The organism is Tundrisphaera lichenicola, from assembly GCF_051175385.1.
In the GTDB taxonomy this organism is placed as follows: domain Bacteria; phylum Planctomycetota; class Planctomycetia; order Isosphaerales; family Isosphaeraceae; genus Tundrisphaera; species Tundrisphaera lichenicola.
The window spans coordinates 4,957,381-4,973,672 of record NZ_CP195106.1; the positions used below are offsets into that span (position 1 = coordinate 4,957,381).

Sequence of the window (16,292 nt, forward strand, 5' to 3'; positions counted from 1 at the left end):
GTGCGGAAGGCCAGTGCTCGGTATTTCTGGCGAATGAAGACGAAACTAGGGATCAGGAGAGGTTAGGCCGTTTCGTATGCCAATCGGTCGCCCTTTCGAAGACTCGGGCGGTCTGGAGGAGTTTCTCCTCGGCAAAAGCGGGAGCCAGCAACTGAAGGCCGATCGGGAGGCCCGATTTGGTCAATCCGCAGGGAATACTGAGCCCGGGAATTCCGGCGAGATTGGTAGTGATCGTGTAGATGTCGGAGAGGTACATCGCGAGCGGATCAGCCGTCTTCTCGCCGAATTTGAAGGCAGCAGTCGGGGTGGTCGGTCCGACGAGGATATCTACGTCCCGGAACGCTGCGTCGAAATCGTTGCGAATCAGCCGGCGAACCTTGAGGGCCTGGTTGTAATACTGGTCGGCATAGCCGGCCGAAAGGGCGAAGGTCCCGAGCATGATCCTTCGCTTGACCTCGGGGCCGAACCCTTCGGCGCGGCTGGCCATCATCATCCGGATCAGTGGCGGCAACGATTCTTCTTCCGGTGATCGAGGGGAAAAGTCCTGAGCCCGGTGTCCGAAGATCGTCCCGTCATAGCGAGCGAGATTGCTCGAGCATTCGGCGGGAGCAACCAGGTAGTAGGCTGGGGCTCCATATTTCGAGTGCGGGAGCGAAACCTCGCGAACCGTCGCACCGGCGGCCTCATAGACGCGGACGGCCTCGCGAATTGCCGCTTCGACCTCGGAATCCAGACCCTCCCCGAAGAATTCGCGAACCAGGCCGATCCGAAGCGAATCGGGAGGCGTATCGAGCGTGGAAGGATAGTCGGGCACCGGCACGTCGACACTGGTCGCGTCTCGAGGGTCCTGGCCCGAGATCACCTTCAAGAGAAGCGCCGTATCGGCTAGGTCGTGCGAAAAGGGGCCAATCTGGTCGAGTGAGCTGGCGAAAGCGATCAGGCCGTAACGACTGACTCGTCCGTATGTAGGCTTGAGTCCGACGATCCCGCAGAGTGCGGCGGGTTGGCGGATCGACCCTCCGGTGTCGGATCCGAGTGAGATTGGCGCGAAGTCGGCGGCGACGGCGGCTGCCGAACCGCCGGACGAACCTCCGGGGATTCGTTCGAGATCCCAGGGATTACTCGTCGGGCCGAAGGCGCTGTTTTCGGTCGACGAACCCATGGCAAACTCGTCCATGTTCGTCTTACCGATCGGTATGGCATCGGCCGCGGCAAGCCGTTCGATCACCGTTGCGTCATAGGGTGGCCGGAATCCCTGGAGCATCCGGCTTGCGCAGGTCGTCGGGACACCCCGGGTACAGAGTACGTCCTTCAACGCGATCGGCACACCGGCCAGAGCACCGACGGGTTGGCCGGCCTGACGTCGAGCATCGACATCGCGGGCCTTCGCCAGCGCGGGTTCGGCATCGCGATGGAGGAAGGCCTTGACCTTGCTCTCAAGGTGGTCGGCACGATCGAGGTAGGCGCGAGTCACCTCTTCGGCCGTCACGGACCCCTCGTTCATCCGGGCGATCAAAACGCAGGCGGTCGAGCGGGTCAGATCCATGATCGGTGAGGACTCAGGGCCATCGGTGTGTGTGTTCAGGAAGATTCTAATGGGTGGCGTTGGACCAGTTCCGCCGTCTAATCGAGGACGGCCGGCACGAGGAAGCTCTCCGTGTTGCGTTGCGGAGCGTTGGCAAGTGCGTCTTCTCGGGCGAGTGAGGGCTGCTCGACGTCGTCTCGAAATACGTTGCGAACCTCGACGCCATGGGCTAGCGGCTCAACCCCGGTCGTGTCGAGCTCGCCGAGTAGCTCGACAAATCCTACGATCGAATTGAGCTGGTCGGTGAAAGTTGCCAGCTCGGTCGGCTCCAGTCTCAGTCGGGCCAGCAATGCCACCTTGGCCACTTCGTCCGCCGTTAGGCTCATGAATGCTAGCTCCGGCTCACGAAACTAATCGACGCGAGATCAGTCTGCCAGATGCCGCGTCGTGATTCAAGGTTTGGTTCGGTTTGACGGTTACTACACTCCCCCCGTAAAATCACGGCCCATGACCAAGGGTGAAGTCCGCCCAAAGTCGCTTTCCGGAATGAATTGGGGACTCGACGCGATGCAAGGACCTGTGGCGATCATCCTGGCAGCCGGACACGGCAAGAGGATGAAGTCGGAGCGGGCAAAGGTCTTGCACGAGGTCTGCGGCCAACCGATGATCCGTTATGTCGTGGATGCGGTTCGAGGGGCCGGAGCCAGGACGATCGTTGTGGTTGTGGGGTACGGCGCCGAACAGGTACAAGCCTCACTTGCCGACGAGCCTGGTATCCGGTTTGCGGCTCAGGAGAGGCAACTGGGAACGGGGGATGCCGTCCGGGCCTGCCGATCACTGCTCGGAGACTACAGCGGCCCCGCCTTAGTCTTGGTCGGCGACGAACCTCTGATACGGCCCGAGCCGTTGGCCAATCTCCTGGCACGTCGTGAGGAAGAGGACGCCGCTTGTCTACTCGGGACGGCCATCGTGCCAGACCCTACCGGTTTCGGTCGAATCCTCCGGGACGGGGCCGGTCGCTTCCTCCGGATCGTCGAGGAACGCGATTGCAGCCCCGAGGAACGGGCGATCTCCGAGGTCAATCCGAGCTGTTACGTCTTCCAGTTGCCGGGGCTTTGGGACGCGCTGGATCAGCTCGATACCGGTAATGCTCAGGGTGAGTACTATCTGACCGATGCCCCGGATCTTCTCCAATCGATGGGCCGTAAGGTGGTCGCGCTCCCTTGCCTGGAGCCCGACGACATTCTTGGCGTGAACACTCGCCAGCATCTAGCCCAGGCACACGCCCTGCTTCAGTCGAGAATCCAGGAACGACTGATGGAAGAGGGAGTGAGCATCCTCGACCCCAGGAACACCTACATCGACGCTCGAGCGCAAATCGGACGCGACTCGGTAATTCTGCCCTTCTCCGTGATCACTGGCTCGGTTCGGGTTGGCGTAGGATGCCGGGTTGGCCCATTCGCTCATCTCCGGGACGGTACAATTCTGGATGACGGGGCCGAGGTCGGGGCCTTCGTCGAGGTGAGTCGCTCACACCTGGAGACCGGGGCCAGGGCCCGCCATCTGGCCTATCTTGGAAATGCGAGTATAGGGCCGAGGGTCAATGTCGGAGCTGGTGTAATCACCGCGAATTTTGATGGACAAAAGAAGCATGAAACCGTTATCGGAGAGGACGCTTCCCTGGGGGCCGGTTCGATCCTGGTCGCCCCGGTCATGGTTGGTGCCAATGCATTGGTCGGTGCCGGGGCGGTTGTCACTCGGTATCATGATGTTGCCGATGGTCAGACGGTCGTAGGTATCCCCGCCCGTCCTCACGAGCATCATCGGGATTGAGGCCATCTGATCGGTATGGATCTTGCACCTGAGTCGGTCGGATTCCAGCAATCCCCTCAGGAGCCATGATCATGATCGAGTCCAACACCCATGATCACGCCGTGAAGAAACTCGGCCAGGTGATCCACGACATTCAATTCGCGATGCTCACGACGATCGAGCCGGATGGCTCGCTCCGGAGTCGTCCGATGGCGACTCATCAGGATTTCGGGAAGAACTTTGATGGTGTCCTCTGGTTCTTCACCAAGTTCGATACTCCCAAGGTTGGTGAAGTCCAGCACGACAAGCACGTCAATTTGAGTTATGCCTCTCCTGAGAAGAATAAGTATGTATCAGTTTCCGGGATGGCGATCCTCGTCCGTGATCCGAAGAAATCCGAAGAACTCTGGGATCCTCGATATCAGGCTTGGTTTCCCAAAGGACTCGAAGATCCCGATCTGATTCTTCTTCGGGTCGATGTGACCAAGGCTGAATTCTGGGATGCTCCGTCCAGTAACGTTGCCTATCCTGTCGACCTGGTGAAAGGCGTTAACACCGGGACAACCCCGGATCCGGGTGAACACGAAAAGGTCTCGCTCTGATCGATCGTTCACTCCGATGCATCGATCAAGCATCATTATAGTCCCGGGGTTTGGACTGATCCTGTTGAGCGTGTGCTTAGACTTTTTGGGATTGGGCACGATTTGCCCCCTGAATGCCATGCTCTCTCGGAGTGTGAGTCTGGGTTGATCTGGCCCACTTTTCATGGCCTCGCTCAACGAGAGCCCGGCCATTTGCAACTAGCTTCGATCCCGCAAGCATTAAGTGGCATAATCGCTGGGGAGTCCGTGAACAAGATCGTTTGCAACCACCGCCAAATTTGAGATACGATGCGACGGAAATGACGATGACCCAGATGCAGGTTTGCCGCCCGCTCGGCAACTTGTGCTTTAGCAGGAATCGATGATGAAAGTCCAGGTCACCCGGGATCCGCTCCAAATGGTATCCGCCGACGTCCTGGCGATCGGACTTTTCGATGGCGACGATGCCTGGCCGGTTGCACTCACTGGGACTTCCCTGGCGGAGTTACTAGGTCGATTGATCGAGAGCAAGGATCTTTCACGATCCGTTGGCGACCTCTCCATGCTTCTCGGGTTTTCCGACAATAATTTCGGAACCCGTTCGATCATCACATATGGTCTCGGGGCTCAGGACAAATATGACGGCGGGGCGGCCTTTGCTGCTGGGGTCGCCCTCGGCAAGAAGTTGGCCAGCCGTCCTAGGGATCATGTCGCGGTTTCCATCCCCGATAGCGGCGATCCCTCCGCTCTGGTCGAAGGTCTGATTGTCGGAACGAGAGCGGCGGATCTTAGAAAGACGGAGACCTCGCGTCATCCCTTCGGTGCCCTGACAATTGTCGGATCGTCCGTTACTCCCAAGGAACTCGACTCTGCGGTTTCTCGTGGCGTGGTCGTAGGAAATGCGGTCAATCTTGCTCGAGATCTGGTCAATACCCCTCCCGCGGAAAAAAGCCCCTTAACGCTCGCCGAACGAGCACGCGAAGTTGGCAAATCCGTTGGGCTTGGGGTCACGGTCTGGGATGCGGCTCGGATCAAAGCCGAGCGTTTCGGCGGACTACTCGGTGTGGCCTCCGGTTCTGATGAGCCCCCGACTTTTGTAATCCTGGAATACCGCAAAGGGGGAGAGTTACCAACTGTGGCGCTGGTCGGCAAGGGCGTCACATTCGACTCGGGTGGTCTCTCGCTCAAGCCAAGCGCTTCCATGGAGGACATGAAGAGCGACATGACTGGAGCGGCGGTCGTGCTGTCCACCATGTCGGCGATCGCCCAACTCGGTCTCGAGGTCAACGTGGTGGGATATCTGGCCCTGACCGAGAATATGATCAATGGTCGGGCAATGCGACTCGGCGATGTGCTGAGCATGCGCAACGGAAGGACCGTGGAGGTCCTGAACACCGACGCGGAAGGGCGTCTGATCCTCGCCGACGCCTTGAGTTACGCCGCCGAGCAAAAGCCATCGATCATTCTCGACCTGGCCACACTGACCGGTGCCTGCATGGTGGCTTTGGGAACGAAGGTGGCGGGACTTTTTTCCAACGACGACTCGTTCACCGACACATTGATCCGAGCTTCGCAAGCCTCTGGTGAACGCGTCTGGAGGATGCCCCTCGATGACGATTATCGTGAGATGCTCAAGAGCAATGTGGCGGATCTGAAAAACGTGGGAGGTAAGTGGGCCGGGGCCATTACAGCCGCGAAGTTCTTGCAAGAATTCGTAGACAACCGACCCTGGATCCATCTCGATATCGCCGGACCGAGTTGGATCGACTCGGAGAATGCGAACCGTGATGCCGGCGGAACCGGTTGTTTCGTCCGAACTCTAGTTCGCTGGATCGAGGAAGCACATCGATCTTAAGTCGGACGGGAAACAATCGTAACCAACCGGCCGGAGGAGTTATCCCCGGTCTGTTGATATTGTTATGTACGAGAAGACGGGTTGTGGGAGGGAAGGTGGATTCAACTGGCCTGAGAGAGTCGCGTTTCGAGAAGACATTCAATACGACGACTGTTGATATCGAGTGACTCCAGGATCTCGAGAACCTCGCGCATGTTAAGGCTTGAGTCGATGGCCCAGTTCAAGATGTCCAGATTTTCTTGACCTGCTTTCAGCCTTCCCAGGATTTCACCAATGAGGGATGAGTCTTGGAAGGCTCGCTGGAGCAGCCCGAAATCGTCGTGATCAAGTTCGATCCAGAAGGTTCGACCTTCCAGATGTTCGAGCCACTTCTCCCGGAGAAAGCCGTTCCAGTGCTGGCGGACCCAGCATCGGATCGCCCATTCTCCGAGATCTCTCCCCGCTTTCTCACTCTCAATCCACTTGTGCCGCTGGGCCTCTACGGCTCCTCGGTCGTGGACGCTCAGTCGAATGCTGGACTTGGACAGATCCGATAAGGACGTACAACACGAACCCATCGCATCCTCCGGGACGGTAGGAGTCCTAGTCGGCGATCAACGCATCAGCTTCAATCCCGATTGAGGGGATCGAGTCTGCGTTCAGAGGTATCATGAATTCAGGAAGAAGCTAATAGAAAGCGCGGGGTTTAGAGCGAGCAGACAAAGATATTCTACGGAAACCTGAACCAGATTTGTATCAAATTCGCTAATTTGCTTCAAGCGGAAGTGAACCTCTACTCACTTTCGCGTTCCAATTTAGTTCAGCCTGATTCTTTCATGGGGAACCAGGCGAGCGATTTACCGATCAGAACGCCCACTCCTGATCGGCTCGCCGCTAATGGTCCGATCGGTCCTTCAGCCACCGCTCTCCAGGACACTCTGCCGCCAAGGTCGGTGCAAATGAGATGGACTCCCTGGCGGATAACTCGTAGGGGCTGACCATCGAATGTCGGGCAAAAGGCGTCGGGTACTCCTTCCGCCCGGCCCTGGATCACAACATGTCCCGACTGGTCGAACGCCAAACTTCGGCCATCCGGAGCAACAACAACAGCGAGTTTGTCGACCCCGATCAACTGCCAGGCCTCCCAGGGTACAGGCGACTCCCAGGCTACTCTTCCAGATCGTTCGTGGCCTCGCAGGACCTGGGCCCGACGGCTCAGGGTCAACCAGGCGATCGGAGAGCCGGGCGAAGCAGGGAGCAGTAACGAGGGGTCGGATGCCTCTCCTGTTGATCCGCCGATCGCGGTGCCGGTCGGATCGAAGATGCGTAGTCGGCCATCTTCCGTCGTCACGGCGGTAAAACCCTCCGGATCGATTGCCAGATCTTCGACGGGCGAAGCAAGCTCAGCTTGCCAGATCCACCTACCCGAAGTCGTCGATCGTCCGATCCGGTCGCGTTCCTGGACCAAGGCGAGCCCGTAAGTATCCGGCAAGATGGAAAGATGGGTTAGTTCGACCAGACTAAGGTCGATCCTCTGGGCGGTATTCTGTCTGAGGTCGCAAAGCATGATCCGACGGTCGGTAGCAGCGGCGATCCAACCGGGTGCCGTTCGGAGGATTCTTCCAACTCCATCGATCTCGGGAGCCTGTCCGACCCTCTTACCTCGATCTGAAAAAAGTTCGAGACGGTTATTTTGACTGATAACCCCGATTCTTAATGGGTCATCAACGATGGCGATTACGGCGTATTCGGCTTGATCCTCGGTCTGGACTACCTCGATCGTCCATTCGGGAACTCGGACTGAGGCGGAACCGATGCGGGATTTCGAGCCGGGAGTACGATCGACAACGGCAGTTCGAGAAGGAGACGGTCGGCCTCTCGGTTGTAGATCGAGCCGAACGATCTCTCCGGTAGCCTGCCCGTAGACCACGTGACGACCCAGAGGATCGATCTCAAGTGCGATGGCCGGGCGGTTGAGCGTGGATCGCCACTTGACGTTCCCCGCCGCGTTCAGGATGGCGAGTTCCCCCTCGAGCGTCAAAACGGCGATTGTCCGACCTGCGAAATCGGGGACGGCATGACCGGCCGATCCGCCGAGGTGGTAAGCTCCTTCTCCCCGACCATCGAGGTCGAACCGCTGGACTCCGTGGGTAAAGCAAGCGACCAGGATCATCGAACCGTCGCCGGTCAGGGCCATGCGTCCTACCGAGGACATCAAAGCTTCGTCCCAGACGAGGATGCCATCGATTGCCGAGGCCCGCCCCCTTGGCGCGAGTTCGAATCCCGCAACAGAACCAAAGGAGCCGGTGCCGACCAGGTACGGTCGATCGGGTACGAACAGCATGGACGAGAGAGGTTGACGTGTCTCGAACTTGCCGGCTAGCTTTGCATATCGCGAGTAAAATTGGACGACATTCATTTTGGACGATAGCGCCACATATCGGCCGTGGGGGTCTACGGCGATGGCCAGCGGGTCGGGAATCGTCGATCGTTCATGGATTAATTCAAAGTCTCCATCGAGCAGCCAGAGCCTTGATCCCTCCCCGAGCAAGGCCACCAGAGTGCCGTCATCGCTCGCCGCGGCGCCCATGATCCGGCCGGGCGCCCGAGCCACCGATTGGAATTCTCCCCAAGGATCGATCCGGTACAGTTGATCGGCTTCATCCCACGCGAAGACGGCGCCTGTTTCGCGAGCGAGCGTAATTCCTCGCAAAGGTGCGTCCGTGACGACCGTCCAAGCTGGCGCAGGGTCGATCCTCGATGTAGCCCTGGGAATCGAGTTGGACATTCAGGGAACCCTTGATGTGGGCAGGGCAAAATCTAATCGTTTCCTATGACGAACTGAGGGAAGAGTTCTCACTCTTCCCTTCCGCCTCAAGAAAGACGAGGCCCGGTTCTACCTTTGTCCCCGGGGCGCGGCGATATTTTAGCGATTCGCAGTGAGCTGACGTTGGGCCCGTTGGAGGGCCATCCTGAGGACCGGGTCGGTTTCCAGATTCCCAAAATCCTGCGGCTCCAATTCACTCGACTGATCGGAGGTAGGCTTGGCTCGTGTGGTGACCTGAACATCAGGAGTCACTCCCTGCTCGCTGTACGGGCGATTCCTGGGAGAGTAGAACTTGGCGGTCGTCAACTTCAGGCCAGCCGGGGCAGACCGAAGCTCGAAGATGCTTTGGACCGAACCTTTTCCATAACTGCGATCTCCGATAACAACGGCACGCCCCAGTTCCTGGAGGGCCCCAGCTAGAATCTCGCTGGCGCTGGCACTGTCGCGATCGATCAGGATGGCCACCGGCATGGTATAGGGCTTGTCGGGTTTCGCCCGATAAACCTGGGTCTGCCCGGGGGCTCGGCCTCGGGTGGATACGATAATTCCCTGATCGACGAATCGATCGGCGATGTCTACGGCGACGTTGAGCAACCCGCCGGGATTCCCTCGAAGGTCGAGGACCAGATATCGCATACCTTCTCGCCTGAGCCGGCCGATCGCCCGATCGAGTTCCTCGGTGGAAGTCTTCTGGAAGCCGGTGAGCTGGATATATCCAACGCCCGATATCGGCTCGACAATCCTGGCCTTCTCCACGCTCTCGACATCGACATGACGGCGGATTAGCTTCAGGTTCCTCGTTGAATCATCGGACAGCAATACGGATATATCAATGATCGTCCCTTCTGTTCCCTGCAGGCGACCGGCTGCCTCATCCAGCCCGAGTCCCTTGACGGATTGCCCCCCCACGGCCACGATTCGGTCGCCCGCCTTCAGCCCGGCCTCGGATGCCGGACCGCCCCGAAGGACTCCCACAAGTTTCAGCCCCTGGTCGTCGAGCTTCAATTCGACGCCCAGGCCTACGAAATTCCCATCGATCATCGCGAACATGTCGTCGAGTTTGTTGGGTGTCAGGTACGAGGTGTAATCGTCCAGGACGTCGCACGACCCGAACACGAACTCCAGGACGATCGCCGCCGTCGGGATCGATAAGGCCTGACGTGCTAGTTCGCACGCCGCCAGAACCTGGTCTCGGGCCGAATCTCGATCAGGCACGCTCAATCGATCGCGACGACCGCGAAGTTGCTCGCGGAGCCAAGTTATCCTTTCGGGAGAAGCTCCCGGCGCATTCAGGGCCAAGAAGGAAAATCGGGGATCGCGAAGCGCGACTTCCAGATTGTCGTATCCCCGGCGGATCAGGGGCTCTAATGGGACGGGGTCCACATAATGCGACTCGATTCTCTCGATCAGTTCATCGAACAGGTCGAACGATTTTTCGTGGTCGAGACGGAGCAGGACGTTTCGAAAGCTAGCGTCCTGATAGCGGCGAGCCAGCCGCGAGTGCATCTCGGCGAGTCGATATCGCTGGGTGAATTCGGGCCGACTCGGCCATCGAATCTTCGCCTCTCGATAGACCTGAGCCGCCGCCGACCATTTGTGCTCTCGTTCGAGGTCGAGACCCCGAGCATACACGGTGGAGGCGTCTTCGGGTGAGGCGGGCTCTTCGACCGAAGGGGCGACATCCCGGAGGGGGCTGGCTTGGCCAGTGGATGGGGAGTAGCATCCGAACCACATCGCCAGCGTCAGCCAGCCCGTGAGTGGAATGGCCTGGAGTTTCATTTCGGACGATCCTCCCATTGAGGAACGTCGGCGGGCGTGGTCAGCTACGAAGTGGCGAGTGAGTCTCGGAGAGTTCGAGGGTTCCAAATGAACCGACACTACTCCGATCAAGCCAGGGCGACCACGACTGATCCGCGAACGCTCCGAAGTTGCTATTTCGAAAAGTTGCTCGATCCATTGAGAGGGGGGCTCGCCGGTGGATCGCTCCAACTCGGGAAAGTCGGGAGCGAGCCGCTCGATTCGCCTAGGGCCTGGCCTCCAGCCAGACCCCTCGCAATCAATATATCACAGCCCGGCAACCTCGATCGACTTCGATGGCACGAGTTTGGGGACTATCACGCCGTTCGTAAAATTTACAGGAGTGTCGCCGGGTCACAAATCGAATTCGGGCCGGGACGGACGTTCGTCCGACCGGCCCAAATCGTGATTTTTACAAAATCTTGGCGACCGCCTATTTTTCATGGAGTCGAGAGTGTTGTCTCGTCGATGACGTATGTCCGATCGACCTCAAGATCACTCCATTCCGACCTCGAACCCGACGGCCAGGCCACCGTCACCCGATCCACTTTCTTATTACGGCCGAGCCCGAAGGTCAACGGATGCTCGACCGAAGTGAGATATCCCTTGGTCAAGAAGAGCTGTCGCCTCATGACGACACCGCCGGCTTCGACCTCGACCTTCGCTCCGATCGCTTCTCGATTTGAGGAGGTTCCCCGGAGCTCGAGTCGGAGATAATGGTTCGAATTGCCACCTTCGTTCCGGTAAAGGTGAGCGGGCCCGCCATTCTCGGTGATCAGCACATCCAGGTCTCCGTCACCATCAATATCGGCGTAGGTACTTCCCCGTCCCACGATCGGGCGGAGCAGGTCGGGACCAACCTTGGATTCGGGGACCAGGACGAAGAGCTGGCGGCCGACCTTCCCGGTATTCCAAAAAAGTTGCGCGGACTGTGCATAGGTTTCAGAGGACTGCGTCTGCCCGATATCACTTTCCAGGTGACCGTTCGCCGAGAGGAGATCGAGCCGGCCATCCAGGTCGTAATCGAAGAAGAACAGGCCGAACTTCAGAGGGGGTTGGGTGGGTGCACCGAGCCCGAAGGTATTCGCGAGGTCGGAGAAGAGTAGGTCCTTCGGCCGATCCGTGACATAGAGCGCGGTCATTTCATTGGCGAAGTTGCCGATGGCCAGGCCGAGCGTCCCGTCATTCTTGAAGTCGCCCCAGTCGATCCCCATCGCCGCCCGAGTGGAGCCGGAGTTGTCGAAGGCGATACCAGTCGTCAAGCCGATCTCCTCGAACTTGCCCTCTCCCAGGTTGTGAAGGAAGAAGTTGACGACCGTATCGTTGGCGACGGCCAGATCCACGAGCCCGTCACCGTCGACGTCATACGGGGCAACACCCAACGACTTGGCGACCGGGACTTGCTTGTCAGGAGAGCGGACCTGGATCCCGGATGATTCGCTGATATCCGAGAACTTTCCGCCATCATTACGGAGGAGCAGGCAATTCGACCCATTATAGGCAGCCGGAGGGTCGTATGCCTTGCCTTTCCCGGTCCCCTGAAGTTGCGATGAGATCGCTTCGTCGGCCTGCTTCGTCCAGGCAACATAGGAGCAGGCGAAGAGGTCGAGGTCTCCGTCGTTGTCCATGTCGAAGAACGTGGCGCTGGTGTACCAGCCTTCGCTCCCTCGGGCATTGGACTCGGCCGTCACGTCGTCGAAATGCCCCTTCCCATCGTTCCGAAAGAGATGATTTCCCCGCAGGCCCGTGAAATACAGATCTGGGTCTCCGTCGTTGTCGTAATCACCGACGGCAATCCCCATTCCGAAAAATGTTTTGTCAATCCTCGCCTCCTTGGAGACATCCTCGAAGTGCCCCTTCCCATCGTTCCTGTAGAGGGTTTGGGTAGGAGGCGGATCAACCTTAACATCCGGCCAGGCTTCCGAGTTGACGAGCAGAAGGTCCTGATCGCCGTCGCCATCGTAGTCGAAAAAAGCGGCACCCGCGCCCATCGTCTCGGGCAGGAGTTTCTCCCCCTGAGCCGCATTCAGATGCTTGAACGAGATACCAGAATCCTTTGTGATTTCGACGAACTTAACTTCCGGGATCGTGGAATTATCGAATGCCACGGGAGCGACCGGCGACGTGTCCTTCGGGATCACCGTAGGTGGTGGAGGTGGGGTACATCCATTCATTCCCAGCGCGATACCAACGATCAAGGCCGGGCGGAATTTTAGACTGTCGAGGATCATTCGGAGGTCTCCCGCGCGGCAACCTTCCCAGTCGAGGGCTCGAGCCCAGGTGCGCCTGGACGGTGGAGGGAATGAATCACGATGGATTGGGCATTTTGATCGGCAGCGGGATCATTCTTGCGGGCGATACCAACCGCTCTTCCCGCCGCCGTCTCGTCTGTTTTGAACATAGAGTGCAGCGCTTTATGAGTCACTGCCAGGGCGAGGGCCTGAGCGCCTCGGGTGGGCTCGTCCGATTCATCGGAGAACGAATCTCCCAATCTTTCGACAACCTCGTGGAGTGGATTGAGCTTGGAGCCAAAGGCTTCGCGAGGTCCGTTCACGAATGCTGGGATGAGGCCGGCCAGCTTCCTCGTGTCATCCTCTCGATCTCGATCGCTCACCTTCGAGTCAGACTTTGGCTCGGTCGCTTTTTTGGAAAGCTCCTCGACCGCTTTCGAGTCGGCGGTCCCACTCCATGGGGCCGGAAGTCCTGTCGCGAAATCGGAGTATGCCAGGCCGAGCCCATAATGGGCGGCGACATTTTCGGTATCAATGGCCAGTGCACGTCGGTAGGTCGCGATCGCCTTTATGAGAAATTCGCGACGTGATGGGCTATCGAGTGGCTCCTGACGGGCTCGTGCGTAAATTGCTGAAGCCAGGGAGTTGATGACGTCGTAATCCTGGCTGAAGTCGAATCCCCTTGCGGGAATCTTGGTGGCCAGGACCTTCTCGTAGAGTGAGATTGCCTCGTCGAGGAAGCCGTTCCGCTCGTCGATCTGAGCGGAGAGCCAGCTCACGACCCACGGGGCAACCGGCTTGGGATGGTTTGAGGCTTTTTCCAGAGCTGCCCTCGCATCGGGAATTCGACCTTCGCGTAGATAAACCCGGGCAAGGTTGACCCATCCGTCGACTTTCCCGAGTTCGGCGACCTTCTGGAAGATGGGCTCGGCCTGCTTCAACTCGCCTTTCTGGCTCCCCATCGATTCGCCTTCGAGCAACAATCCGATCCCATAGTCATTCCACCGCTGCCAAACGTCGGTGATCGGCGAGGGCTCGTTCTTCACCTCCGACCCACCCTCCAGCGGTAAAATGACCTCGTCTCGTGCCATGACCGTGATCGGAAGTTCGGGACCCTTGGATTGCCCGAAAATGTAATCCATGAATTTGCGGTCGAACTTCCGGTAATTCACCTTGGCTTCGAGCGTGATCGGTCCCTTGAGATCGGGCGGCACTTCCAGGCCGAAATGGACTACTTGACCGGCCCCTGGGGGGATCTGCTTGTTATAAAGGGGAACGAAGATGTCCTGAGGATTCCTCCTGTCGATCCGCTTGCCGTCCTTGTCGAGCATGTAAACATTGATGAACTGAGAATAAGGGTCGACCACGCCGTCGGGGCCGATCCCGCCGGATCGACCAATCACCCGTCCGTCGGCCCTGGCGATCAACTCGACCCAAATTTCATTGGAGTCGACCGTCCCTTGGCTGAAGGGGTGGCCCAGTCCCAGGGTCCGGACGACGGTCTCGACGAGGTAGGGTTTCCCTGGCTTCAGTGCGGGGATCTCGGGACGCAGCGGTCCGAGCAATTTACCGTCAATTCCCCCCCCTTCCCGCAAGGCAAATAGGTCAACTCGGACCTTCTTCTCTCGGAGATATTTCGCGTGAATTTCCGCGATTTCGGGCTCACCACGGATCGTGGCCAGGCCGGTATTCGCGCCAGGAAACAGGTGGTTGTGAATCTCACGTCCTGCCTTGCCATCGAAGTCCTTTGCCCCGAACTCGTCCGAGGTGATGAAGTTCATGTGGCAGTCGATACACTGGCCCTTAGCTACCTCTGGATAGTAGAAGCTCTTGGCTCCGTGACCAGAGACCCCCGAGAGGAGGAAGGTGTCGTAGTGGTTCTGGCCGCGCAGGAAGTCCTTGTAGTGATTCAATCCGTACGGCAAGCCTACCTTATGGCAGGTCGAGCAGAACTTCGAATCCTTGATCGCTGGCTTCAGGAATGTCCTCTTGTGCATCTCGGGCTTCGCCTTCACGAGCGTCTCGTTGATCCAGCGGAGTGTCGGATTCTTGCTCGTGGCGAAGGGATAATGTTGAGGCTCCTCGATCGTGTAGTCGGCATTGCCACGTGAGCTGTTAACGTTCGAGATCGAGTGGCAGACTGTACAGGTAATGCCAGCCTGACTGGTGGGATTGTTAACATCATCGTACTTGGGGTCGTCGAACTCCCCCGAGAAGAACGGTACCGGGTCGTGACATCCCGCGCACCATCGGGCTGCCTGGGTATTACCGTCGCGCTCCATCGAGACTTTACGAGTCTCTCGGACACTAAATAGATAGGCCTGATTGTTGAAGGAACTGAAGTGATGGGCCGAGTGATACCAACCTTTGTAAGTGTCCTGATGGCACCGAAGACAGTAGTCGTCCATCATCAGGGTGCTGGCCGGGATGAATTTTCCATTGGCCGTGACCGCCTCCGAAGGAAAGAAATATTTCGATCCCTCACTCGGGCCTTTCACCCCGAATCTTCGCGGTTCCTGGGTGTGGAGGAAGCCCATGGCCACGACAACAACGCCGACCACCGCCCCGATTCTCCGGGCGTAATACCACCGAATCATCGGGCCGGCCAGTCGATGCTTCACATAAAGGGCGATGGCCAATAATGGGGTGAGGAGATGGAGCCAGTACCCGACCGATCGAACCCTGGGTTCTCGGATTTCATAAAGCCCGAATCCCCGCACCAGGATCAACCCCGAAACCAGCAGGATCAGAGAACAAATCAAGAGGGCGATGCCATAGTTGATCGCCGACTTGTTCGGCCTCTTCCAGGAGGTGACGAGGTGTGCGAAGCCGAAGACCAAGACCGGAATGATAATTGCGAAGCCGAGGAAGAGATGAAGCCCGATCATCAGCATGTAGAAGAAGGTCTGCTGAGTCACTCCCGTGATCCAGGTCAGGGCCGTGACGCTGGAGAGATAGGCTCCATTAGCTCCAAGGATCGCAAATCCTCCGAGAAGGACCCAGAGTAGAGGACGCAGTCGACGCCCGATGGCCGGAGTATAACTACGCCCCCTGCGGTCGCGCATGGGTTTAACTTCGGTGGACATGGATTTCCCCCATCAGACAAGGCTTGGCCACGGATAAACAATCCCCGTGGATCGAGCTGGTCGGTTTTTCGTTCGAAAAATTGGAATGGATAATCCGGCATACCGCGATCCGACCAATCGTGTCGGAGATCGCGATCAGGACGAGATGACGATAGTGAAATGCAATCGAGGTGGTCGCTCGAGGGTGGAGGCCAGGGGGATTGGCCATCCGAGCGATGGAGGTAGGAACACTCTTCCTGTCGATCGGACGAGGTTGAGTTGCTCCGGGGAGATCGGAGTGAGAGCCGACGAGATGGAGGCCCGAATCTGATGGTGATCGGGTGATTCGACCGGACAGGGTTGGGGCCGGAACTGAGGTCCTATCTGCCTCATTGGTCCCTTCGTGTCGTGATCATAAATTGCAGGGGTGTGCCAGCCCTCGTTAATTCCCAGAGTAGGACGATCAGGGACATGGCAGCCCGACGCCTCGGCCCGTCGATCCTGGGCGATCAAACCAAGAACGACTAGCGAGAGCAGTCCGATCAACCGGATCGTTGCTCTTGGAATCGACCAAGTCACAGGAGAAAAATCCCGCGGGCGGCGACCTCGATTTAGGAAAG

At 58.3% G+C, this 16,292-nt stretch carries 9 protein-coding genes; 4 read left to right on the forward strand and 5 right to left on the reverse strand.

Going from position 1 to position 16,292, the window contains the following annotated elements; genetic code table 11:
- Positions 1-52 precede the first annotated feature (52 nt).
- Entirely contained in the window at positions 53-1,546 is a 1,494-nt protein-coding gene (gatA, locus tag P12x_RS19435; protein WP_435006283.1) for an Asp-tRNA(Asn)/Glu-tRNA(Gln) amidotransferase subunit GatA, read from the reverse strand.
- Positions 1,547-1,623: 77 nt separating this feature from the next.
- Positions 1,624-1,911: an Asp-tRNA(Asn)/Glu-tRNA(Gln) amidotransferase subunit GatC gene (gene gatC / locus P12x_RS19440; RefSeq protein ID WP_435006284.1), complete on the reverse strand. Its 288-nt coding sequence runs from the start codon at positions 1,909-1,911 to the stop codon at positions 1,624-1,626.
- Positions 1,912-2,092: 181 nt separating this feature from the next.
- Here gatC and P12x_RS19445 point away from each other — a divergent pair, with 181 nt between their 5' ends.
- The 4 genes from P12x_RS19445 (at position 2,093) to P12x_RS19460 (ending at position 6,309) form a co-directional block, all read left to right on the forward strand.
- A complete protein-coding gene (locus tag P12x_RS19445; protein ID WP_435006286.1) occupies positions 2,093-3,358 on the forward strand; it encodes a bifunctional UDP-N-acetylglucosamine diphosphorylase/glucosamine-1-phosphate N-acetyltransferase GlmU in 1,266 nt (421 codons plus the stop codon).
- A gap of 71 nt (positions 3,359-3,429) precedes the next feature.
- Positions 3,430-3,939, forward strand: a complete 510-nt coding sequence (locus P12x_RS19450; RefSeq protein WP_435006287.1) for a pyridoxamine 5'-phosphate oxidase family protein — start codon at positions 3,430-3,432, stop codon at positions 3,937-3,939.
- Positions 3,940-4,300: 361 nt separating this feature from the next.
- Positions 4,301-5,773 (forward strand): leucyl aminopeptidase, encoded by a 1,473-nt coding sequence (locus P12x_RS19455; protein ID WP_435006288.1) that lies wholly within the window; start codon positions 4,301-4,303, stop codon positions 5,771-5,773.
- 287 nt (positions 5,774-6,060) lie between these two features.
- Positions 6,061-6,309, forward strand: coding sequence for a hypothetical protein (locus tag P12x_RS19460; RefSeq protein ID WP_435006289.1), 249 nt, complete (start codon positions 6,061-6,063; stop codon positions 6,307-6,309).
- A 2,369-nt stretch (positions 6,310-8,678) separates the two neighbouring features.
- On the opposite strand, the gene P12x_RS19465 is transcribed toward P12x_RS19460, so the two are convergent.
- From P12x_RS19465 to P12x_RS19475, 3 genes are all read right to left on the reverse strand, one after another.
- Complete coding sequence (locus P12x_RS19465) at positions 8,679-10,358, reverse strand: S41 family peptidase (protein ID WP_435006290.1); 1,680 nt, start codon at positions 10,356-10,358, stop codon at positions 8,679-8,681.
- Positions 10,359-10,816: 458 nt separating this feature from the next.
- Positions 10,817-12,607: a CRTAC1 family protein gene (locus tag P12x_RS19470; protein ID WP_435006292.1), complete on the reverse strand. Its 1,791-nt coding sequence runs from the start codon at positions 12,605-12,607 to the stop codon at positions 10,817-10,819.
- On the reverse strand, positions 12,604-15,693 hold the full coding sequence (locus tag P12x_RS19475) for a tetratricopeptide repeat protein (RefSeq protein ID WP_435006294.1): 3,090 nt from the start codon (positions 15,691-15,693) through the stop codon (positions 12,604-12,606). The genes P12x_RS19470 and P12x_RS19475 overlap by 4 nt, the downstream gene beginning before the upstream one ends.
- Positions 15,694-16,292 lie beyond the last annotated feature (599 nt).